General features: G+C 68.6%; 17 protein-coding genes and 1 pseudogene. 5 read left to right on the top strand and 13 right to left on the bottom strand.

Annotated features, from left to right (window positions below):
* Positions 1-24: 24 nt before the first annotated feature.
* The 6 genes from OG943_RS44695 to OG943_RS44670 form a co-directional block, all read right to left on the bottom strand.
* A complete protein-coding gene (locus tag OG943_RS44695) occupies positions 25-903 on the bottom strand; it encodes a carbohydrate ABC transporter permease (RefSeq protein ID WP_328606917.1) in 879 nt (292 codons plus the stop codon).
* The gene (locus OG943_RS44690; protein WP_328606916.1) at positions 900-1712 is read right to left on the bottom strand and encodes a carbohydrate ABC transporter permease; all 813 of its coding nucleotides are present in this window, start codon (positions 1710-1712) and stop codon (positions 900-902) included. The genes OG943_RS44695 and OG943_RS44690 overlap by 4 nt, the downstream gene beginning before the upstream one ends.
* Positions 1713-1888: 176 nt before the next feature.
* Positions 1889-3190 carry an ABC transporter substrate-binding protein gene (locus tag OG943_RS44685; protein ID WP_328606915.1) on the bottom strand — a complete coding sequence of 434 codons (1302 nt, stop codon included), beginning with the start codon at positions 3188-3190 and terminating at the stop codon, positions 1889-1891.
* Positions 3191-3235: 45 nt separating this feature from the next.
* Complete coding sequence (locus OG943_RS44680) at positions 3236-4039, bottom strand: endo alpha-1,4 polygalactosaminidase (protein WP_328606914.1); 804 nt, start codon at positions 4037-4039, stop codon at positions 3236-3238.
* Positions 4040-4264: 225 nt separating this feature from the next.
* The gene (locus OG943_RS44675; protein ID WP_328606913.1) at positions 4265-5113 is read right to left on the bottom strand and encodes an SDR family oxidoreductase; all 849 of its coding nucleotides are present in this window, start codon (positions 5111-5113) and stop codon (positions 4265-4267) included.
* Between the two features lie 97 nt (positions 5114-5210).
* Positions 5211-6092: an SDR family oxidoreductase gene (locus tag OG943_RS44670; RefSeq protein WP_328606912.1), complete on the bottom strand. Its 882-nt coding sequence runs from the start codon at positions 6090-6092 to the stop codon at positions 5211-5213.
* A gap of 89 nt (positions 6093-6181) precedes the next feature.
* On the opposite strand from OG943_RS44670, the gene OG943_RS44665 reads away from it, so the two are divergent.
* Together OG943_RS44665 and OG943_RS44660 are read left to right on the top strand one after the other, a co-directional pair.
* Complete coding sequence (locus tag OG943_RS44665) at positions 6182-6760, top strand: TetR/AcrR family transcriptional regulator (protein ID WP_328606911.1); 579 nt, start codon at positions 6182-6184, stop codon at positions 6758-6760.
* Positions 6761-6907: 147 nt separating this feature from the next.
* Positions 6908-8032, top strand: coding sequence for an HNH endonuclease signature motif containing protein (locus tag OG943_RS44660; RefSeq protein WP_328606910.1), 1125 nt, complete (start codon positions 6908-6910; stop codon positions 8030-8032).
* A gap of 507 nt (positions 8033-8539) precedes the next feature.
* On the opposite strand, the gene OG943_RS44655 is transcribed toward OG943_RS44660, so the two are convergent.
* A complete protein-coding gene (locus OG943_RS44655; protein ID WP_328606909.1) occupies positions 8540-8725 on the bottom strand; it encodes a hypothetical protein in 186 nt (61 codons plus the stop codon).
* A 271-nt stretch (positions 8726-8996) separates the two neighbouring features.
* On the opposite strand from OG943_RS44655, the gene OG943_RS44650 reads away from it, so the two are divergent.
* The 3 genes from OG943_RS44650 to OG943_RS44640 all read left to right on the top strand — a co-directional run bounded on the left by OG943_RS44650 (position 8997) and on the right by OG943_RS44640 (position 13064).
* Positions 8997-10748 (top strand): glycosyl hydrolase family 18 protein, encoded by a 1752-nt coding sequence (locus OG943_RS44650; protein WP_328606908.1) that lies wholly within the window; start codon positions 8997-8999, stop codon positions 10746-10748.
* Positions 10749-10881: 133 nt separating this feature from the next.
* Complete coding sequence (locus OG943_RS44645; protein ID WP_328606907.1) at positions 10882-11601, top strand: GNAT family N-acetyltransferase; 720 nt, start codon at positions 10882-10884, stop codon at positions 11599-11601.
* A 206-nt stretch (positions 11602-11807) separates the two neighbouring features.
* Entirely contained in the window at positions 11808-13064 is a 1257-nt protein-coding gene (locus OG943_RS44640) for an aminotransferase class V-fold PLP-dependent enzyme (protein WP_328606906.1), read from the top strand.
* On the opposite strand, the gene OG943_RS44635 is transcribed toward OG943_RS44640, so the two are convergent.
* The 6 genes and pseudogenes from OG943_RS44635 to OG943_RS44610 all read right to left on the bottom strand — a co-directional run bounded on the left by OG943_RS44635 (position 13061) and on the right by OG943_RS44610 (position 21966).
* Entirely contained in the window at positions 13061-13327 is a 267-nt protein-coding gene (locus OG943_RS44635; RefSeq protein WP_328606905.1) for a hypothetical protein, read from the bottom strand. The genes OG943_RS44640 and OG943_RS44635 overlap by 4 nt on opposite strands.
* A gap of 79 nt (positions 13328-13406) precedes the next feature.
* Positions 13407-13496, bottom strand: a pseudogene (locus OG943_RS48575) (hypothetical protein); the annotation flags it as partial.
* A 459-nt stretch (positions 13497-13955) separates the two neighbouring features.
* Complete coding sequence (locus tag OG943_RS44625) at positions 13956-15860, bottom strand: OmpL47-type beta-barrel domain-containing protein (protein WP_328606903.1); 1905 nt, start codon at positions 15858-15860, stop codon at positions 13956-13958.
* Positions 15861-15951: 91 nt separating this feature from the next.
* Positions 15952-19893, bottom strand: a complete 3942-nt coding sequence (locus tag OG943_RS44620) for a ThuA domain-containing protein (RefSeq protein ID WP_328606902.1) — start codon at positions 19891-19893, stop codon at positions 15952-15954.
* A 31-nt stretch (positions 19894-19924) separates the two neighbouring features.
* The gene (locus OG943_RS44615; RefSeq protein ID WP_328606901.1) at positions 19925-21058 is read right to left on the bottom strand and encodes a multicopper oxidase domain-containing protein; all 1134 of its coding nucleotides are present in this window, start codon (positions 21056-21058) and stop codon (positions 19925-19927) included.
* A gap of 14 nt (positions 21059-21072) precedes the next feature.
* Positions 21073-21966: a sugar phosphate isomerase/epimerase family protein gene (locus OG943_RS44610; protein ID WP_328606900.1), complete on the bottom strand. Its 894-nt coding sequence runs from the start codon at positions 21964-21966 to the stop codon at positions 21073-21075.
* Positions 21967-21973 lie beyond the last annotated feature (7 nt).

Raw genomic sequence — 21973 nt, 5'->3', positions numbered from 1 at the left:
GACTTCCTCGGTGGTGTGGCGGAGTCAGCCTTTGAGCCCGCTGGAGGTGATGGACTGGATGAACGTCTTCTGCGCGGCGAGGAAGGCCAGCAGCACCGGCAGGACGGTGATGACGTTGCCCGCCATGACCGCGGCCCATTCGGTGTGATGCTGCCCCTGGAACGTGCTGAGCCCCAGCTGCAGCGTGTACTGCGTGTCGTGGTTGACCGCGATCAACGGCCAGGTGAGGTCGTTCCACGTGCTCAGGAAGGTCAGCACGGCGACGGTGCTCAGCGCGGGGCGGGACAGCGGCAGCACGATGCGGAAGAGCACCCGCAGCCGCGAGCAGCCGTCGATCCACGCGGCCTCCTCCAGTTCCCTCGGCAGGGAAAGGAAGAACTGCCGCAGCAGGAACACCGCGAACGGGGTGACCAGTGACGGCACGATCAGCGCGCCGAGGGTGTCGATCAGCCCCAGCTTCTTCATCACGAGGAAGGTCGGGATCATGGTCAGCTGGAACGGGACCGCCATCGTGGCCAGCATCAGCACCAGCATGACCCGGGACCCGGCGAACCGCATCCGCGCGAAGGCGTAGCCGCCCAGTGAGCCGAACAGCAGGTTGGACGCGACGGCCACCGCGGACACGATCAGCGAGTTCGTGAACCAGCGCAGGAAGAGCGCGTTCTCGAGGACGTAGCGGTAGCCGCCGAAGTCTATTGTGGATGGCCACAGCGCCTGCGGGAAGCGGTTGATCTCCGTGTTGCTCATGAACGAGCTGAGCAGCAGCCAGATCAGCGGCGCGGCGAAGAGCAGGGCCAACGGCGCGAGCAGCAGATGCCACGGGCTGAACGGGAGCCGCAGGCGAGCCCGGGCACGTCCGGGCGTGAAGGTGTCCACAGTGGGAAGGAGAGCCCTGACGGTCATCGCGGAACCTCCGTGCTGCCACGGCTTCCCGGCCTTCGCAGCAGCCGCGCGGCCACAGCGATCACCAGCAGGACCAGAGCCAGCAGGTACGCGGCGGCCGCGCCGTAGCCGGCCGTGAAGTTCTGAAACGCCTGCTGCCAGATGAAGTAGACGATCACCGTGGTGGAGCCGAGCGGCCCGCCCTTGGTCGTCACGTACACCAGGTCGAACACCTGCAGCGAATTGATGACCTGCCACATCAGCAGGAAAACCGTCATCGGCATGATGGTCGGCAGCGTCACGTGCCGCAGCACCTGCCAGGGTCCCGCGCCGTCCAGCCTCGCGGCCTCCACCAGAAACGACGGCACTTCCTGCAGCGCGGCCAGGTACACCACGACGCAGAACCCCGTGCCGCTCCACAGGGTGATGCCGATAAGGACCATCAGCGCCTGTCCCGGGTCGGAGAGAAACCCCTGGGGTGAAAGGCCAAGATGGTGCAGCAGCGAGTTCGCGGCGCCGAACTGCGGATCGAGGATGAAGGAGAACAGCACCCCTTGAGCCGTGGCGGAGATGACAAACGGCACGAAGAACAGGGTGCGGTACAGGCCCACGAACTTGATGCGCCGGTTGAGCACCAGTGCCAGCAGCAGTCCGAACACGATGCTGAGCGGAACGTACAAAGCCGTGTACAGCAGGGTGTTTTCGACGGCCTGCGCGAAATGCGGGTCCTGCGCGAGCGCGTGGTAGTTGTCCAGGCCCACCAGCCGGCTCGGGGTCACCAGGTCGTCGGCCTGGAAGGACAGCAGAAACGACCAGACGACCGGCACCACACCGAGGCCGAGGATGATCAGCACGGAAGGCGAGATGTACGCCCACGCTGATGCGGCCTCGCGTCGGCGCCGACGGCGGTTTCCCTTGGCATCCACAGTGGACCGTACGGACTCAGTTGACACAGCAGGACGGGATATGGTGATCGGGGCCGGCAATCCGGGCATCTGCGAACTCCCTAGCGCGGAATGATCAAGGCGGCGTTGGCTTCGTCGGCACAGGCACGCATGGCGTCGGCCGGGGTGCTCTTGCCGAGCAGCACCGCGACGACGGCGGTGGCGACAGCCTGGGACACCTGGGGATAGGCGGGGTGCACCGGCTTCACCCGCGCGTTCTCCAGCGCGTGGATGAACACCGGCAGTCCCTCGGTTTCCGCGGCTTTCCGCTGCCACACGGGCATCGCCTGGGCGCCCCGGCTCAGCGGCAGGCTCCCCGCGCCGACGTCCCAGCGCGCGTCCTGGCCCGGTTGGATCAGCCAGCTCACGAACGTGCGCGCGGCCTGCACGCGTTCCTCGCCGTTGTCGAACAGCGTCCACGTGTCCGGCCCGGAAACGGTGACCGGCCTGCCGCTGAACGTCGGCAGCGGGACCACGTGGTAGTCGATCCCCGCGTCGGTGATGTCCTGGAGCTGCCACGGACCGGTGGCCACCATGGCGATCCGGCCCGAAGCGAACGCCTGGTACATCTGCTCGCTGCCCGGCTTGGGGTCGATGTAAACGCTCTTCTGTGCGGCGAGGTCCCGGAGCACCTCGAGTGCGCGCACGCCGGAGTCGGCGAATCCGATGCTGCGGCCGTCCGGGCCGATCACCTCTCCGCCGAGGTCCCACACCAGCGGCCACAGCCGCCACACGGTGTCCTCGTCACCCGCGCCCGGCCAGCTCGTGCCGAACGTGCCGGACGGCGCGTCGGTCAGTTTCCGCGCGGTGGCCACGAATTCGGCCCACGTCCAGTTCTCCGCCGGAAGCGGGATCCCCTTCTGCGCGAACAGCGCCTTGTTGCACACCACGGCCAGTACGTCCAGCATGGCCGGGGCGGCGCGGACCCGGCCGTTGACCGTGACCGCGTCCCGCCCCGGCGTCCAGTAGTCCGCCCACGGCGCCGGTCCGGAATGGACCAGGTCGGTCAGGTCGACCACCTGCGGGCTGCGCGCGACGCTGGCGAGGTCCGCCCCGAAGACGTACGCGATGTCCGGATAGGACCCGGACGCCAGCGCCGCCATCACTTTCTGGAGCATCGCGTCGGCCAGCACGCCGCCGCCCGGGTTGACCCGGATGCCGGGGTGGGTCCGCTCGAAGTCGGCCACCAGCTCTTCGATGACCTTGCGGCCGACGTCGGACTGGCCGTGCCACAGCTCGATCGTGACGGGCCCACCGGAGCCGGCTCGCGCGGCCGAGGCGCACCCGGCCATCGTCGTCCCGAGGGCCAGCGCACCGGCCCCCCGCAGGAATCCACGGCGCGACAACGGCACCCGAACGTCCATCGTTTCCTCCGAAAGTGCGGCAGGGACGGGATTCGCGCGGACCGGTCAGCAGGTCCGGCGGACGTACCCGTCGCTGCCCTTCGGGGAAACGTCCTGGTCACGCTCGACGATGCTCAGGTTTCCCCAGCGGTCGCACGCGGTGGCCAGGCCGCCGTCGGTGTACTCGATCACGATCACGTGGTCGCCGAACGCCGAGGTGAACTCGCCGCAGTTCTTCTGCTCGCCGCATTCTTCGGCGACCGCGAAGTCCAGGCCGTTCTGCACGTGCTGGCCGGAAAGCTCCGAGGTGTTCTTCTGCGCGATCGCGAGGCCCTTTTCGTGGGCGTGCGAGGAGAGCAGCCGGATGTAGGCCTGCGCGTCGTCCGCGGTCAGCAGGTCCTGCGAACGCGTGAAGCTGTCGTAGTTGTCCGGCTCCACGGCCTGGTATCCCTTGGCCGCGCACTGGTCGACCCAGGCGTTCACCTTCGCGGCGGCCCGTCCGCGTTTGTCGTCGGTGCGGAGGTCCAGCAGGGCTTCGCCCCAGTCCTTGTCGTAGACCACGTCGCCGTTCGCGTCGTGCAGCAGCAGGTCGCCCCAGCTGTCTTCGGCATTGGGCTGTGCCTGGAAAGCGTTGACGTAGCAGATGTTGTAGAGCCCGGGAGCGGGAGCGGCCTCGTGGTCGCGGCTCACGATCTTGACGCCGGCCGGGGGCTCGTAAGCACCGCCGATCTGGTAATCGAACCCGGCCCCGACCGGCGGCGGGGTGGCGGCCGGCGCGGCGGAAGCGCCGGCCGCGGACGAAAGGGAGGTACCGAGGACAACCGAGACCAGTGCGGCACAGCTCAGGAACTGAACGCGGGTGAAGGGCATCGTTGAACTCCGGAATGCTGGCGGGCACGACCCCGCCTCGGATGACCAGCATCCTGGCGACTCAGTCCGGGCTCATGGCGACCGCCATTTACCGGCTGGGCGTACCTCTGACGTCGGGCGTTCGTTGCGACGTGCCTCACAGTAAAGCCAGCCGATCCGGACATGTCAAGTGCTCGATACTGCTTGATTTCTGGCCATTTAGAGCATGACCGAGCATGACGGACTTCAGCGGAAGTCGTCAGCGTGGTCGACGGCCCACTGGGCGTACGTGTGCGCCGGCGCGCCGGTGATCTTTTCGACGATGGCCGAGGTCGGGACCGGGACGCCGTCGGCGGCAGCCCATTGGCCGACGATCGCCTCGGCCACGAACGGGGCCATGGTCCTGCCGACCTCCGCGCGAGCCTGCTCGTCGGAGATCTGCTCGATCCGGACGCGGCGGCCGAGGGCCTCGCCGATGTGCTCGACCTGGCGTTGCAGCGTCAGGGATTCGGCCCCGTAGATGGTGTAGGCCTGGTGCGAGTGGCCCGGTTCGGTCAGGGCGGTCACCGCGAGCGCCGCGATGTCCTTCTCGTGCATCGGCGCCGACTGCGCGAGCGGATAGGGCAGGCGGACGACGTTGTCCGTGCGGATCGATTCGGCCCAGAAGGTGCGGGTGTTGGTGGCGAACGTGCCCGGCCGGACGAACGTCCAGTCCACACCGGACTGTTGGATGGCCTGCTCGATCGCGCGGTTCACGCGGGGGACCAGGTGGTCGGCGCCGGGGTGCAGGACCGACACCGACGAGAGCAGGGCCACCTGCCGGATCCCCGCGGCCTCGGCCGCGGCAACGACTTTCCCGATGTCGTAAGGGTTCCGGGGGTCGAGCATTCCGTAGAGGAACATCTTGTCGGCACCGTCGAACGCCGCGGGCAGCGTCTCGGGACGGTCCAGGTCGGCGGCGACGGCTTCCAGCCCGGGCGGCAAACCCGCGGCCGGGGTTCGGCTGACTGCTCTGACCTGTTCACCGGCGGCCAGCAGGCCATCGGCCACATGACGACCGACGTTGCCGCGAGCGCCGAAGACAACTACCACCATGACGGGATCTCCTGCTGGTTGTGAGCATGAATTGCCGGTCGGTCGAGAGCGGGGCGCGCTGCCGGCGTGGACGTCGGCAGCGCGACTGCCCCTTCGGTCAGGGCTGGATGTTCTCCAGGTCGTCCAGCAGCCGCGGGTGCTTCGGCTCCCAGCCGAGCACCTCCCGGGTCTGAGTGCTGGACGAGGGCTGGTCGGCCGAGAAGATCGGGCCGAGAGTGGCGTAGGTCTCCGCCGGCACGGGCTCGACCGGCAGGCCCAGCCGCCGGCCGATGACCGTCGCGATGTCATGCACCTTGTCGCCCTCGTCGTTCACGGCGTGCCAGACGGTGCCGGCTTCCGCCCGCTCCAGGGCGAGCCGGAACAGGACGGCCGCGTCGAGCGCGTGCACGGCCGGCCAGCGCTGCGTGCCGTCGCCCGGGTAGCCGGAAACTCCGCTCTGGCGGGCGATGTTGGTCAGCAGACCGGCGAACCCGCCCGCGCCCTGGTTGTGAACCGTGCGCGGCAGGCGCACGGCCGAGGTCCGGACCCCGCGCGAGGCCAAGCCCAGTACCGCCGTGACCGCGCGGCCACGACCGCCGACCGGCCCGTCCGTCGAGGTCGGGTCGGCCTCGGTGGAGACGCGGCCCGGCACGAGGGGCGTGCCCGAGACCGTGACGAGGGGGCGGCCGCTGTCGACGAGTGCCTCACCGAGGGTCGCGATGGCGGCGCTTTCCTCGGCAACCACCTTCGCCAGGGTCTCGGGGCTGCTGAAGTCATTGCCGAACGCCAGGTGGATCACCCCGTCGGCCTGGGCGGCGCCGGCGCGAAGGACGTCCAAGTCGGCGAGCGTCCCCCGGAGGGTCTCGGCGCCGGCCGCCTCGGCCGCCAGCGCCGACGCGTCGGAGCGGACAAGGGCGAGGACGGTGTGGCCGTTGCCGAGCAGCTCGGCGACGACGGTGGACCCGATCAGACCGGTGCCACCGGTGACGAAAACGCGCATGGAAACTCTCCCCGCAAGCGATGGGACTCTTGTCCCGTCACACGCTACCAGAGTGACGGGACCATGGTCTCATCACGTATGGTTGATTCATGGGACGGTGGGAACCAGGAGCGCGGGAACGCCTCGTCGTGGCGGCCGTCGACCTGTTCACCGAGCAGGGCTACGACGCCACGACGGTCGCGCAGATCGCCGAGCGCGCCGGCGTCACCAAAAGCACCTTCTTCCGGCACTTCCCCGACAAGCGCGAGCTGCTGGTGGCCGGGCAGGAGACACTGAGCCGGCTGCTGACCGAGGGAATCGCCGAGGCACCCGCCACCGCCAGCCCACTCGAGGCGGTCGCGGCCGGCCTCGAACGCGCATCGACCGCAATGAGCCCCGCGAGCCGCGAACTCGGCCCTCGCCTGAAGGCGGCTGTCGCTGCCAGCACTGAGCTTCAGGAGCGTGACGCCCTCAAGAACGTCAGCCTCGCCGCCGCCATGACCACCGCCCTGGTCGCCCGCGGCGTGCCCGAACCGACCGCGGCTCTCGCTAGCGCACTGGGCGTTCTTGCGTTCAAGCGTGGGTACGCCGAATGGTCCGAGGGCGACCGTGACGGCGAGGGCGAACTTGCCGGGTTCATCCTTCCCGCTCTGGACGAGCTGCGGACGGCGAGCGCGTCGTTGGGCTGACCGGCACGAAGACGTTTTTTGTTCACTCTATTTGGTGACGTTTTTGGTGGGTGGCGTCGGTAAAATTAAAGGGTGAGTTGTTATGGGGATTCTTCTTTACATGACGCTTCCGATGTTTTGTCTCGGATTCATGAACGGGCCATCCGGGTGGCGCAGCTGGAGGCCGAGCAGGCCGCTGATGTCGCGTTGTTCGCGGCGACGGGTGGGTCTGCCCGGTCGGTGGCGGCTGAGCTGGCGTTGGAGTTGTCGGTGACAGAGCGGCGAGCTGGGGCTGATGTCGCGTTGGCGCAGGCACTGACAACCCGGCTACCGGCGACGTTCGCGGCTTTCCGGCGTGGGGAGATCGACGCATTTAAGGCGCGGATGGTTTTCGAGCCGACTATCGCTCTTTCTGACGAGATGGCCGGTCAGGTTGACGCGATTGTGGCGTCGCGGTTGGCGGGGAAGAATCCGTCGTCGTTGCGGGCGGCGGTGAATCGGGTAGTGCAGAAGGTGGATGCTGAAGGATATGAGCGAAGATCCCGCGCGCGACGGCGCGACCGCAACGTCTGCCTGATTCACCAGGACGAGACGATGTCCACCTTGCTGTGTGATCTGCCCGTGGAACAAGCGTCGGCGATCTACACCTCCCTCGACCACCAAGCACGGAAGCTCCGTCGCGGAGGCGAGGCCAGGACGTTGGAGCAGTTGCGCGCGGATGTCCTGGCTGATCGGCTGCTGTACCGGACATCGGGCGACAGCGGCATCAAGCCCGTTGTCTATGTCTATGTGGACCTTTTGACGCTGGCCGGATTGAACGAGGATCCCGCCGAACTCTCCGGCTGCGGCACGGTCCCGGCGTGGCTGGCGCGGGCACTCGCCACAGACCCGAACTCAGTGTGGCGGCGGATCATCACCGAACCCGACACCGGACAGGTCCTCAGCGTCGGCCGCACCCGCTACCGGCCACCAGCCGCCCTCGCAGACCTCGTCCAGGTGCGGGACCGGGTATGCCAGCACCCGGGATGTCATCGCCCGTCGCAGTACAGCGACATCGACCACACGCGGGACTTCGCAAAGGGCGGCCACACCGCCGAAGACAACCTGGGCCCGCGCTGTCGACGACACCACCGCCTCAAAGACGAACCCGACTGGACCTGCACCACGGCGCCCGGCGGTGAAGGCACGATCACCACCCCGACCGGGCAGGTGTATGCGACAACACCGCCACCACTGCACGAGAGCCGGTCGAGAGACGCCGCAGGCGGGGCCGGGCGCGAGGCAGCCGCCTGACCCGGCACACAGCGAGCACCCCCAGACTGGGCCAGCGTCGCGTGATACCGCCCTTTTACCTGGTTGCTCCGCCTCCGTGGTGTTCGTGGTGGGTGAGGACGAGTGCTGCTTGGACGATGGTGCCCGCTGGCAAGCCCTGCACCGCATCACCCTCTGCCCCAAACACATCGGGGTGCGGAGCAGGTTGCACGTCTGGTGATCGACCGCGAGTGGCGGTTGCGTGGTAGGCCTTGTCGGCGAGGGGTTTTCAGGCCCTGGGTTGCGGCGGCGGTCAAGGCGCTGATAACGCCGAGGTCGCGGGCGACGGAGAGGTCGTCGCGGGCGACGGGCAGTACCGGGGAAGCCCAGAGCGGGAACCCGTCGGCGCCGGCCAGGAATTGAATGTTCCCGCCGAAGCTGCGGCGCTTGCCGGAGTACCACAGGTGCACGGTAGCGCCGCGGTTTTGCCCTTGGTTTTGATCGTGGTGGCCGCGACCCGGGCAGCGGGGATGAGGGTGCCGTCGAGGATCACGTGGGTGTCGCCGGCGGCACGGCGTTGCTGCAGGACCTGGTGCAGGTCCGGGGCGTGGCGTCGCGGAACCAGCGCAGCACCAGCACTGCCTGCCGGAACGGGGTCAACGCGCGCCGGGTGCCCCGGCGGCGGCGTTCGGCACGCAGCACATCGGCGACGAACAGGGCCAGCTCGCGTGTCACGCCGAGCGTGGCACCATAGGAAATCACATGGGGCCCCGGACCCTAGGATTCGATCCTTCGCAAATCCAGTCCTACCAGCGACCCCACGCCTCACCCCACGACAACACCCACCCCACCCAGCCCCACTGAGAAAACCTCAATGAGGCGCTCCGGGCGGCGGCGAATGCCCCTAGTGGTTTAGACCAACCGGGCTCACCACCTTGACAAGTCCATGGTCTAGTCCAATTGTGAGTGCATCTGACCGATCCCCACCACTGCTGCTGGAGCGATCATGCGTCTGCTCAGACCCGCAGTCACCACCCTCACCCTCGCCGCGACGGCCGTCGCGGCCGTTGGGCTGGCCGTTGTCGGCGCCGGCACCGCTCAGGCGGCGACGCCGTTGCCGAGCCATGTCTTCGCCCCGTACTTCGAGGCCTACAACGGCGACGACCCCGCCACGCTCGCCCAGCAGTCGGGCGCGAAGTACCTGACCATGGCGTTCGTCCAGGCCGCCACGAAGGGCTCGTGCACCGTCTACTGGGACGGGGACACGAGCACGCCGATCTCGCAGTCCACCTACGGCAGCTCGTTCGCGACCATCCGGGCCAACGGCGGCGACGTCATCCCGTCCTTCGGCGGGTACGCCGCCGACAACGGGGGCACCGAGATCGCCGACAGCTGCACGAACGTCAGCCAGATCGCGGCCGCCTACGAAAACGTGATCACCACCTACGACGTCACCCGCCTCGACTTCGACATCGAGGACAACTCCCTCACCAACTCGGCCGGCATCGACCGCCGTAACAAGGCCATGAAGCAGGTCGAGGACTGGGCCGCGGCGAACGGCCGGACCGTCCAGTTCGCCTACACCCTGCCGACCACGACCAGCGGGCTCGCCGACAACGGCATGGCGGTGCTGAACAACGCGGTCAGCAACGGCGCCAGGGTCGACGTCGTGAACATGATGACCTTCGACTACTACGACGGCGCGAACCACGAGATGGCCAACGACACCGAGTCCTCGGCGAACGGCCTGATCAGCGAGCTGGCCGGGCTGTACCCGGGCAAGACCAACGCCCAGCTGTGGGCGATGGTCGGCATCACCGAGATGGTCGGCGTCGACGACTACGGCCCCGCGGAGACCTTCACCACCGCGGACGCCACGACCGTCTACAACTGGGCGGTGTCGAAGGGCATCAACACGCTGTCGTTCTGGGCCCTGCAGCGCGACAACGGCAGCTGCCCCGGCAGCGCCGCGTCCGACACCTGCTCGGGGATCGCGCAGAGCACCTGGCAGTTCAGCCACACCTTCGCGCCGTTCACCAGCGGCACCACCACCCCGCCGGCCAACGACTTCTCGGTCTCGCTGAGCCCGGCGTCCGGCTCGGTCAACGCCGGCGCGTCGGTCACTTCCAGCGTGCACACGGCCGTCACGTCCGGTTCGGCGCAGAGCGTGAGCCTGTCTGTCACCGGTGCGCCCGCCGGCGTGACCGCGTCGGTGAGCCCGACCTCCGTCACTGCGGGCGGCAACGCGACGCTCACCGTGTCGGCCGCCTCGTCCGCGGTCTCCGGCAGCTACCCGCTGACCGTCACCGGCACCAGCCCGTTGGGCAGCCACAGCACGACGTACACGGTGACCGTCAACGGCACGACGCCGCCGCCCACGGGCCTCACCAACGGCGACTTCGAGGCAGGCGCGCTCACCCCGTGGACCGGCGACTCCGGTGACGCGGTGGTGTCGAGCCCGGCGCACGGCGGTTCGCACGCACTGAAGGTGAACGCGACGAGCTCCCAGACCGGCCAGGCGTCGCAGACCGTGACGCTTCTGCCGAACCACTCGTACACCCTCAAGGGATGGGTGCAGGGCAACTTCGCCTACATCGGCGTCAGCGGCGGCGCGAGCGCGACCACGTGGACTTCGTCGAGCGGATGGACGCAACAGTCGCTGCCGTTCACGACCGGCTCGTCGGGCGCGGTGACCGTGTCGGTGCACGGCTGGTACGCGCAGGGAACCGTTTACGCGGACGACTTCTCGATCTCCTGAGCGCACGTCATCCGGAGAACCCGGGCGGCTCACCAAGTCCGGTGGGCCGCCCGGGTTCTGTGCATGTTGCGGGGTACCGCCAACGCCCGCAAACTCGCTGGCCCCAAGGATCACCATCTGTGACGATGCGTTGATGGCTGGTGATCCGTTACTGACCCGAGCTCGGCGCGTCTGGCTTGAGCAGGCCGGCGCCCCGGTGGCCTTCCCGGCCGAAGGCGGGGCGCATGTGGTCGTCTCGGCCGGATCGTTGCTGTGCCCGCCGGGCTGGGTCGGCATCGTCTCGGTGGGTGACGCCGCGATCGTCACCGTTCCCGCGCCTGGCTTGCTCGACGTCATGCGCGAGGCCGGTGCCGGGCTGCCAGCCGCGGCCCTGACCGACCCGGACCGGTTGCGCCGCGCCGTGCCGGTCGCCGAGGTGCTGGGGCCGGGCACCCTGGACTACTGCGATGAGCGAACCTTCCAGCCCACCACGCCGAACGCCACCGAGACGATCCCGCCCGGTCACCGCGATCTCGCCACCCTCCTCGCGTCGGTCCCGGCGGGGGACGCCGAGCAGTGCGGCTTGGCCGAGATCACCTCGCCCGCGTTCGTGGTGCGCAACGGGACCCGCGTTGTGGCGGCGGCCGGTTATCAGCACTGGCCCGGGCAGGCGGCCCACGTGTGCGTGCTGACCGTGCCGGACCAGCGGGGCCGCGGGCTGGCGCGCGTTGTCGCCGGCGCAGCGACCGCGGACGGGTTGGCCAACCGGCTGCTGCCGCAATGGCGGGCGGGGCACGAAGCGTCACGGCGGGTGGCGTGGGCGCTCGGGTTCCGGCGGCTCGGTGTTCAGTTGAGCGTCCGGATCGAGGGCTGAACCCGGCGCCGGGAGGTGGTGACGTTAAGCGAAAACGGATCCAGGTAAACATCTCGAAAGATCCACTACGGGTTCACTCCGCGGACCCTCCCTCCCAGACGAAAACGATCTACGCTGACCCAGCTTCTTCCGGTCAGGTCGATCGATGCTGGAGGGCCTCCTTGTCACCCATCCCTCTGCGTTCCCGGCGAACGGGACCACAGCCCGTGCCCGCCGGGCGTCTCTCCGAACTGTTCTGGTCCCAGGTGCGCGGCGAGTTCTGCCTCGACCCGGCGCGGATCCACCTGGCCAACTTCTTCCTGGCCTCCCCGCCGGCCAGCGTCCGGGCGGCGGCGCAGCTGTGGCGCGACCGGTTGTACCGCGACCCGCACCTGGTCGAGTCCTACCTGCTGGGAACCCTGCAGGACCTGGGCGCCGACATTCCCGCCGACAGCCCGTACCTGCAGGCCAAAACGGCCATGGCCGGCTACCTCGGCGCTCCCGTCGAGGAGGTCGCGCTCGTGCCCAACACGACCACCGGCCTCGCCCTCGTCTACAACGGGCTGACGCTCCCGGCCGGGTCGGAGATCCTGCTCGTCGGCGATCCCCACTACGCCCACCACGAATCCGCCCGCCGGGCCGCCGAGAAGGCCGGCGCGAACGTGCGGGTCAGCACCCCGGGTGACGACGGAGTCCAACCCAGCGCCGACGAAATCGTCCACCGCGTCCGGAACGCGATCGGCCCGCGGACCCGGTGCCTCGGCCTGACCTGGGTCAGCTCACGCACCGGGGTCAAATACCCGGTGCGCGAGATCGCTCAGCTCGTCGACGACGTCAACCGCGCGCGCGACCTCGGGGACCGGCTCATCCTGGTGGTCGACGGGGTGCACGGCTTCGGCGTCGAAAACACTGACGCCGCCACGCTGGGAGCCGACTTCTTCATCGCCGGGGCGCACAAATGGTTCCTCGGCCCACCGGGCACCGGCGTGCTGCACGGACGTCCCGACGCCTGGTCCCACCTCGCCCCGACCGTCCCCTCCTTCGAGATCGACGCGACGCTGCACGCCTGCTGGCTGCAAGGCACGCAACTGCCGTCCACCCGGGCCTCCTACGTCGCTCCTGGCGGTTTTACCGACTACGCCAACATCTTCGCGCTGGAAGAGGCCTGCCGGTTCCACGAGCGCATGGGGCGAAGCGTCATCACGGCGCGCATCCACGAGCTGAACTCCCGGCTCAGGCACGGGCTGGCCGAGAACCCGAACGCCCAGGTGCTCACCCCGTGGGAGCAGAGCATGGCCAGCGGCTTCGTCTGCTTCCGGCCCCTTCGGCACACGCCCAAACACGTCGTGGACAACCTTGCCGCTCAGGGCATCGTCGCCGCGACCTCGCCCTACGACCACCAGACCGTGCGTCTGGCCGCAGGGATCAACAACACCCTCGACGAAGTCGACCTCGCGCTCAAAGCGGTGCACAACGTCATTTAGAGCTTCACCCACAGGCTGTCCAGGTGGTGGCCCAACGGCATGACCGGGCGCCAGTCCGGGGTCTCGTAGCCGGGCCGGAGGTCGGGGCAGCGCTCCAGCACCACGCGGAGGCACGGGTCGCGGTTGCTCGCGTTCAACCCGAGGTAGAAGCGCTCGCCGGCCGGGAAGGTGTGGCCGGCGACCTCCACCGGCTCCGCGCTGACGCGGGAGATCAGGCCGGCCGGGCCGTCGCAGCGCATCATCTCCTCGACGGCCGACGGCATCAGCTCGGGGCGGGACTTCAGCCAGCTGATCCGGGTTCTCGAACAGCAGCACCAGGCCGTTGGCGATCAGGTTCGCCGTGGTCTCGTGCCCGGCGAACAGCAGCAGCAGGCAGTTCGCGACGATCTCGTCCTCGTCGACCTTGCCGTCCCGCTCGGCCTCGACGAACATCGTCAGCAGGTCGTCCCGGGGCTCGCGCCGCCGGTCGGCCACCAGCACCCGCAGCCGCTCACGGTCGGCGATGGGCATGCCGAGCATCTCGGCGATGATGGTGGCGGGCAACGGGTAGGCCAGGTCTTCGACCACGTCCATCTTCCCGGCGGCCGCCACAGCGTCGAGCAGCTCGTTGGTGAACTCGCGGACGCGCGGGCGCAGGCCGTTCACCATCGCCGGGGTGAAGTACCGCTTCAGCAGCTGCTGGAACCGGACGTGGTCGGCTTCGTTGGTGAGGCCCTGCGCAGGTTGCCGGAGACGAGCCGCTGGTCCCGCAGCGCCGCGACGACGTCGGCGTCACGGCTGGCGTCGTCATATCCCCGAGTCTGCCAGAAAAACGAGGCAAGGAACGGCGCGTGACAACGCCGTTCCTTGCCCCTGTGAACCGGTCAGCGGTACCAGGTCAGAGGTACCGGGTCAGAGGTACCGGGCCGAGTTCTTGACCAGCTTCGTCAGGCCGGGGTTCTTCGGCTGCGGCTTGACGAACTCCGCGGCCCCGCCGATCCCGGAGTCGTACGCGGCGGTGATGATCTGGTTCCGCTCCTGGGCCGAGAGCGCCCCGTTGTCGACCAGTTCCTGGGTCACCGCACTGACATAAGCGACGAACTGGCTGTTCGACGCGTACTCCGACTCGTCGTCGATCGTGTCGTTGATCGTGCACCCGTTGCCGAGGTCGCGGTTCTCGACCTGGCTGTCGGCCACCCCGAGCACCACGGTGTCCCGGACGTCCGAATCCGGGCACAGGTCCGGCCCCGGCGGTGCCTCGGCGATGGTGAACGCCCCGCCCTTCTCGGCCGAGATGTTGCCCGCTTTGTCGGATGCCCGGTACCACACCGAATGCGCGCCGATTCCGGTCACCTTGACCGGATCCGCATAGGTCGTCCAGGCGCCACCGTCGAGTTTGTACTCGATCTTGTCCACTCCGGACCCACCGGCGTTGTCCTCCGCGGTCAGGGTGACGGTCGCGTTCTCGATGTAACGCCAGTCGGCATCAAGATTGCCGCTGACCACAATGGAAGCGGCGGGCGCGACGGTGTCGCCGCCCGCGACGATCGTGAACGCCGACGTGCCCTCAGGCGAGACGTTCCCCGCCTTGTCGGTCGCCCGGTAGGTCACGGTGTGCGCACCGGCCGCCGTCAACGCGAGCGGTTCGGTGTACACCAGCCAAGCGCCACCGTCCAATTTGTACTCGACCTTGTCGAGGCCGGAGCCGGCGTCGGTAGCCGCGAGGGTCACGGTCACCTTGCCGACGTAGTTACCGTCCGGGTCCTTCGTGCCCGCGACGGACGCGGTCACGGCCGGCGCGGTGGTGTCGCTGCTGACCACCGTGAAGTGCGCCATGCCCTCCGTCGACTGGTTGCCCGCCTTGTCGGAGGCGCGGTAGTGGAACATGTGCATTCCCGGCGCCGTCACCGGAACCGTTGCCGCGTAAGCGGTCCACGCACCGTCGTCGAGTTTGTACTCGACCTTGTCGATGCCGGAGCCACCGTCGTTGTCGGCCGCGGTCAGCTTCACCGTGGCGGTGTCGAGGTAGTTGCCCGCCGTGTCCTTGTTCCCGGTCACCTCGGCGGTCACCGTCGGCGGCGTGGTGTCACCCGGTTTTGGCTCGACGACGGTGAACGACGCCATCGCTTCCGGCGAAACGTTCCCAGCCTTGTCAGTCGCTTTGTAGTGGACCATGTGCGAGCCCACCGTGCTGACCACCACGGGTGCGGTGTACGTGGTCCACGCGCCGCCGTCGAGCTGGTACTCGACCTTGTCCACTTCGGACTGAGTGTCCGTGGCGGTCAGGTTCACCGTCGCGGACCCGACGTAGTTGCCCGCCGTGTCCTTGTTCCCGGTGACGTTCGCGGTCACCGTCGGCGGCGTGGTGTCGACCGGCGGCCCACCGGTGACGACCAGCTCGCCGACCATCTTCTCGTGGCCCTGCACCACGCAGTGGAACCGGTACTTGCCGGGTGTGAGCGTGATGGTCGCCTCGTGCTCGCCGTTCTGGTCGTCGTAGGGGTTGGCGGTGATGTTCAGGTCGACGTCGTGGTTGTAGCCCGGGGTCGTGGTGTCGAACGTCAGGGTGTGCGTCATCGTCGAGCCGAGCGCTTCGGTGTTCTTGAACAGCACCAGCGTTTCCCCGGCCACAGCGGTGGCCGGCGCGCTGAGGTAGTGGTCGGTGCTGTTGCCCGCCGTCCAGGTCAGGGTCTGGACCGGCGCGGCGGCCGGCGCGGGCGGGGCGGGCGCGGAGGGCGTGGCGGAGCCTGGCCACGCCAGCCCCAGCAGGGCGAGCGCCGCGACCAGCACGGTCACCACGAGATTTCTTGGGGACATCACGGGAGAACCTTCCTTACCGCCTGTTGGCGAAGGTCAAAGCTCGTGAGTGTTGCGGACGGTTAGAACCGTCCGCAACACTCACGAGCGTTTACAGCTGCCGCACCCGGATGTTGCGGAACTCCATCAGGTCGTTGTCACTGTGGTTCTGCAGGCCGATGAACCCGTTGACGAACTGCCGGAAATCGGTCGACGGGTCACCCGCCCGGGACGAGACCTGGCCGGGGGTGTTGTCGAACTCGTTGATCACCGCGCCGTTGCGGATGATCGTGTAGTGCTGCCCGACGACCTTGACCTCGTACTCGCTCCAGGTTCCCTTCGGGGTCACGCCGGCGTGGTCGATCGTCTGCGGGTCGAAGTTGTAGATCGACCCGGTCTTCTGCGGCTCGCCGGTGACCCCGTCGTACAGCTGGACCTCGTGTCCACAGTAGATCGCGACCCAGGCCTGCGAGGTCCTCGCGGAGCCGACGGTGCCGCAGCTGCCGGGCGGCCGCTGCTCCAGTGGCGTCCGCGGATCCGGGAACCGGACGAAGACGCCGCTGTTCGCGCTGCCGGTCGGCGCGACGTCCTTGAACTGCAGTTTCACCGAGAAGTTCCCGTACTGCCGGGCCGAGTACCACAGCATGCCCAGTCCCCCGGACGGCTTCAGTGACCCGTCCGGCTGAATCGTGAACTCGCCCGAAGGCGCCTGCGACCAGTTGCGGAACGATTCGGCCGTCCCGTCGTAGATCGCGTCGTAACCGGTGACGCCCTTGTTGCCGATCGGCGACGCGGTGGCCGCGGCGTTCAGCTTGTCCGCCTCCGCCTCGTTCACCACTCCCCGGTCCGCCAGTGCGTCGACGGCTTGCCGGACGTGGTTGACGAAACCGGCGTGGCTGGTCCACGTGCTTTCGTCGTCGATCAGGTCGTCGGCCGTGCAGCCGCCACCCGCGTTGCGGTTGGGGACCGCCGTGTCCGTGTCACCGATGGTCACCGTCGGACTGGGATCGGCCACGAAACACCCGACGTTCACCGGCGTCTTCGTGGTCGCCGTTTCGCCGTTCGCGTACGTCGTGGTCAGCTTCGCGGTGAAGAGGCCGGTCGCCGGGTAGGTGTGCCGCGGGTTGGCCTGAGTGGACACCGCGCCGTCGCCGAACTCCCACTTGTACGAGACGCCGCCGGACTTCGACCCGGTGAACGCGGTCGTGAGCGGCTTGTTCTGCACCATGGTCGACGACGCCGTCACGGCGGGGGTCGCCTCGCCGCCGATGTAGCTGATCTTCAGCAGCTTCTGGTTGCTGTCCAGGGTGAAGAAGCCGCTGCCGTAGTCGAGCAGGTACAGCGCGCCGTCCGGCCCGAACTTGGCGTCCATCCAGCTCTGCAGCTTCTGGTCCCCGCCACCGGAGGGGAGGATCTGCCGCAGCGTCTCGGCGAACAGCGGCGGCTCCTGCTTCGGGACCCCGGCCGGGTCGACGGTGACCGCGATCCGGTTCTGCCCGTTGCTCTCGTCGCCGATGAACCACTTGTCGTTCCAGTACGCCGGCCACGCCGACCCGCTGGCGGTGTTGACCAGGTCGCGGTGATAGGTCGGCCCGTCCATGACCGCCTGGCCGCCGCCCTTGAGGTAGGGCTGCGTATAGGTGGCCTCGGCCGCGTTGTACGTCGGGATGGCACTGTTCGGCCGGTTGGGGAACACCGGCCCGCCGCCGTCCGGCGAGTACCAGATCATGTTCTTCTTCACCGGCGGCAGGTTCACCAGCCCGGTGTTGCGCGGCGAGGTGTTGACCGGGTTGTCACAGTCGTACCAGCCGGTCAGCTCCGCGGCGTTGGTGCTGCTGCGGTCGCGGTAGGGCTGCTTGTTGCCCATGCAGTACGGCCAGCCCTGGTTGCCCGCCTCGGTGATGATCGTGGCGGTCTCGTACTTGGCCGGGCCGAGTTCCGGGCTCGGTGACGACGCGTCCGGCCCGACCCACGCCGCGTACAGCTGGTTGGTCTTCTTGTCGATGTGCAGCCGGGAGATGTTGCGCACGCCCATCACGTAGATCTCCGGGCGGGTCTTGTCCGCCGGGTACTGGCCCACCGGGAACAGGTTGCCCGCCGGGATCGTGTACGTGCCGTCGGCCTCCGGGTGAATCCGCAGGATCTTCCCGCCCAGGTTGTTGGTGTTGCCCGCGGTGCGGCGCGCGTCCTGGAACGAGAGGCCCTGGAACTCCTCGGTCCAGTTGTTGCCCGAGTAGCCGTTGGAGCCCTGCGACGAGTTGTTGTCACCGGAGCCGACGTAGAGGTTGCCGTCCTTGTCGAAGTCCATGCCGCCACCGGCGTGGCAGCAGCTGTGGATCTGGACCTCCCACGACAGCAGGTCCTTGCGGGTGGACTGGTCCAGCGTCTGGTTCTTCAGGTCGTAGGTGAACCGGGAGACCGTGCGCTTGCCGACCTGCTTGACCCGGTCGATCGAGTCGTGCGGCATCCAGTACGCGTACATGAAGCCGTTCTCGCTGAACTTCGGGTCCAGTGTGAGGCCGACCAGGCCTTCCTCGTTCTTGACCAGCTCGTCACCGGCGCCGCGGTTGCCCATCACCGCCAGCGTGGTGAGCAGCTTCGGCTTCTTGGTGACCGGGTCCCACTGGTGGATCGTGCCGCAGCCGAGGCCGACGTTCGGGTCGTCCCAGCTGACCACCGGACCGGTCGGGCAGGCCGCCTTGCCGATGTAGAAGACCTTGCCGTCCGGCGCGATGGTGAGCCCGTGCGGCTCGCCGATCTGGTCCAGCTGGCCGGGCTGGTTCTTCGCGGTCAGGCGTTCGACCTTGTAGTTCGCCGCGATGCCCGCCTTGCAGTCGCCGCGGACCATGCCGGTGGTCCACTTCAGCGCGCCGAGCAGGTGGCTGCGGAACTCGGCCTCGCCGTAACTCGCCTCGGTCCGGCCCATGCCGGTGTAGAAGGAGCGGCCGCCGTCGTAGTCACGGCACCAGGAGATCGGGTGGAACGGGCCGTTCGCGCCCGCCGCCGGGGTGTAGCCGGCCTCCTCGACCTGCGCGACCGTGTGCACGGTGCCCACCGGGTTGACCTCCCAGTTGGGCCACCGGTCGGTGCGCTCCCACTTCTGCGGCAGGTCGGCGGTCGCCGGGTTCAGCTTGTCGAGCACGTCGACGGTCGCCTTCGCCGGAGCGGACTCCGGGGGCGGCGGCGCCGACGGGTCGGTGGCCAGCTTGAAGTCGGCCAGCTGGATGATCGGCTCACCACCGTTGGCGGTGATGTTCAGCCGGTAGTTCGAGTACGCCGTGGTGTTGGCGAAGGTGAACGTGCGGCTCTGGCCCCGGTCGGCGAACGTCTCGTTCGTCCGGGTGTCCAGGTCCTTCCAGGTGGTCCCGTCGGTGGAGCCCTGCAGGGTCCAGTTCTTCGGGTCGCGACCCTCGTAGTCGTTGCCCGACACCAGGTCGTAGCTGGCCACCGCGGTCGGGGCGGCCAGTTTGTAGGCGACCCAGCCGGTCTTCGCGAACGCCAGCCACTTGGTGCCGGGGTCGTTGTCGGCCAGCTTCTCCTTGGACTCGCCCGGCGGGTTCTCCGCGCTCGCGGTGATCGCCACCGGGGTGGGACGGGCGCCCACCGGCCGTGCGCCGATCAGCCCGGAGAACCACTGCGAACCGTCCTGCGCGCGGGCCGCGTCGGAGAGGCCGAGGAAGCCGCCACCGGCCTTCATATAGTTCTGCAGCGCGGTTTCCTGGTCACGGTCGAGCGTGACCCCTTGGGCGGACAGGAAAACGACCCCGCGGTACTTGGCCAGGCCCGCCGGGCTGAACACCGCCGGGTCCGCGGAGGCGGTGACGGTGATCCCGTTCGCCTGCCCCAGGCTGGTGATCGCGTCGGTGGCGCGCAGGACCGGGTCCTTCTGGTCCGCGGCCGCGCCGTGGAAGACCAGGACGTCGATCGGGACGTTCGTCGCGGCCTGGGCCACGGGCGTGATGGTCAGCGGCAGCCCCGCCGCGACGACGGCCCCGACCGCCAAGGCGGCCAACGGCCGTCTGCGGAACCAGCGTTGCGAGACGTTTCGTCTCATTCTCTCGCTCCTTTCGTGATGGTCGGGGGAACTAGTGGTGGTGCCCGGTCATGTCCATTCCGCTCATGTCCATTCCGGACATGTCCATGCCCGGCATATCGGCCATCCCCGGCATGGTCGGCTTGGCGGACTTGGCCGACGCGTCCGTGGCCACCGTGGGCGGCGCGGGGGTGGCCGGCTCGGCCGCCGCGGTCCCGTGGTGGTGCTCCTTGAACCGGTCGAGCGCGTCCTGCGCACCGGCGGGCATGCCCCCGTCGGCGTTGCGGACCAGGAACACCCCGGACATGCCGTCGTCCGAGTGCTGCTGGACGTGGCAGTGGTACATCCACGCGCCCGGGCCGACGACGTCGCCCGCGATCACCTGGAACCCGAACGAGTTACCCGGGTCCAGGGTCTTGTTGTCGATCACCGGCGCGTTGTCGGTGGCGCTGGTGAGCATGCCGGTGCGGGTGTCCGCCCAGCGGTGCGCGTGCAGGTGGAAGGTGTGCATCAGGTTGCCGTGCCCGATGCAGATGAACTCGACGCGCTGACCCAGGTTCGCCTCGAAGATCGGGGTGTTCGGGGCGGTCTGGTGGTTGATCCACATCTCGGTGAACACCACGGTGAACGTCTTGGCGGGCAGCAGGTCGCCGCGCTTGCGCACGATCAGGCCGCCGTAGAGCCCTTTCATCAGGCCGACGGTGCCGTGGTCGCCGCCGAACGCGTGGTCGTGGTAGTGCCAGTAGCCCGCGCTGCCGGGCATCCACAGCCCGTTGGCCGCCTGGTACGCGGCGCGGGACTTCCAGGTGTAGGTCTTGGTCTCCCCCGGGTTGTTGAAGGAGTTGTTGAACGGCGACCCGTCCGACTTGGTGTCGTAGAGGACGCCGTGCGGGTGAATGGACAGCCGCTGGTCGGTGTTGTTGACCAGCTCGATCTCGAAGGTGTCGCCCTCGTACATTTCCAGCAGCGGCCCGGGAATCGTCGGCTTTCCCGGCTCGAGCCCGTACCCGACGCGGGTGCTGCCGGGCAGGTAGTCGGCGTAGAGCGTGACCTGCCTGGTCAGCCCGGCCGCGGCGGCCAGTGACGAGCCGGCGGCGCTGGCGACGGCGACCGGGGCCACCACGCCGGCCGCGGCACCCGCCAGCACCGTTCTGCGGGACAGTCTGCCCCTGGTCATCTTGTCCATAGTGGATTCCCCAGTCAGAAACGGAGGTAACGGAGATAGCTGAAGCCGTTCTGAGCGGTGCTCAGCGCATCGGTCGGGTTGTCGTGCTCGACGATGTACTCGGCCAGGTTCGGCGTGGTGGCCCGGAAGATGCGCGGGAAGTCGATCACGCCCTGACCGGGGTCGACCATCTGGCCGTCGGCGGTCCGGTCCTTCACGTGGTACTGCGTGGTCCTCGGGAAGTTCTTGCGGTACACGTCGATCGGGTCCACCCCGCCGTCCACCGCCCAGAACAGGTCGATCTCGAGGTGCACCAGGCGCTTGCTGGTGTTCGCCCGCAGCACGTCGTAGGGCAGCACGCCGTCGATCGGGGCGAATTCGTGCGCGTGGTTGTGGTAGCCGAGCGGGATCCCGGCCTTGCGGAACGCCCGCGCGGCCGTGTCCATCCGCCCGGCGAACTCCTTCCAGCCGGCGATGGTGTCGAACGCCGCGAACGGCACGTTGGCCCGGGTGTTCCCGAGCACCTTCGCGTCCGCGATGGTCTGGTCGAGGTCGCCGTCGATGCCGACGTGGGTGGACGACGCCCGGATGTGGTTCTTGTCGAGCAGGCCGCGGAACTCCTTGGCCGTGCGGCCGTAGGTCCCGGCCAGCTCGACCTTCCGGTAGCCGATGTCCGCCAGCGCGGACAGCGTGCCGCCGAGGTCGGCCTCCAGCGCGGTGCGCAGGGAGTAGAGCTGGATGCTGATCTTGTCCACCGGGATCCGGCCGCGCCCGTGGCCCGCGCTTTCGGTTTCCGGGGCGTTCTGGCCGATCACGGCGCTCGCGACACCCGGCAGCGCGACCGCGGCGCCGACCGCGACCGCCGCCGTGGCCGCGCCACGCAGCATCGAGCGCCGGGAATGGAACTTTTCGGCTTCTTCACCGCACATGGGGACC

Source organism: Amycolatopsis sp. NBC_00345 (genome assembly GCF_036116635.1).
In the GTDB taxonomy this organism is placed as follows: domain Bacteria; phylum Actinomycetota; class Actinomycetes; order Mycobacteriales; family Pseudonocardiaceae; genus Amycolatopsis.
Note: the sequence above shows the minus strand (reverse complement) of the source record. Positions and strands in the feature narration are given on the sequence as shown.

Coding starts and splice junctions, on each gene's coding strand:
- OG943_RS44695 (WP_328606917.1), bottom strand. CDS start 903: ATGACCGTCAGGGCTCTCCTTCCCACTGTGGACACCTTCACGCCCGGA.
- OG943_RS44685 (WP_328606915.1), bottom strand. CDS start 3,190: ATGGACGTTCGGGTGCCGTTGTCGCGCCGTGGATTCCTGCGGGGGGCC.
- OG943_RS44680 (WP_328606914.1), bottom strand. CDS start 4,039: ATGCCCTTCACCCGCGTTCAGTTCCTGAGCTGTGCCGCACTGGTCTCG.
- OG943_RS44675 (WP_328606913.1), bottom strand. CDS start 5,113: ATGGTGGTAGTTGTCTTCGGCGCTCGCGGCAACGTCGGTCGTCATGTG.
- OG943_RS44670 (WP_328606912.1), bottom strand. CDS start 6,092: ATGCGCGTTTTCGTCACCGGTGGCACCGGTCTGATCGGGTCCACCGTC.
- OG943_RS44665 (WP_328606911.1), top strand. CDS start 6,182: ATGGGACGGTGGGAACCAGGAGCGCGGGAACGCCTCGTCGTGGCGGCC.
- OG943_RS44650 (WP_328606908.1), top strand. CDS start 8,997: ATGCGTCTGCTCAGACCCGCAGTCACCACCCTCACCCTCGCCGCGACG.
- OG943_RS44645 (WP_328606907.1), top strand. CDS start 10,882: ATGGCTGGTGATCCGTTACTGACCCGAGCTCGGCGCGTCTGGCTTGAG.
- OG943_RS44635 (WP_328606905.1), bottom strand. CDS start 13,327: ATGCCGTCGGCCGTCGAGGAGATGATGCGCTGCGACGGCCCGGCCGGC.
- OG943_RS44625 (WP_328606903.1), bottom strand. CDS start 15,860: ATGTCCCCAAGAAATCTCGTGGTGACCGTGCTGGTCGCGGCGCTCGCC.
- OG943_RS44620 (WP_328606902.1), bottom strand. CDS start 19,893: ATGAGACGAAACGTCTCGCAACGCTGGTTCCGCAGACGGCCGTTGGCC.
- OG943_RS44615 (WP_328606901.1), bottom strand. CDS start 21,058: ATGGACAAGATGACCAGGGGCAGACTGTCCCGCAGAACGGTGCTGGCG.
- OG943_RS44610 (WP_328606900.1), bottom strand. CDS start 21,966: ATGTGCGGTGAAGAAGCCGAAAAGTTCCATTCCCGGCGCTCGATGCTG.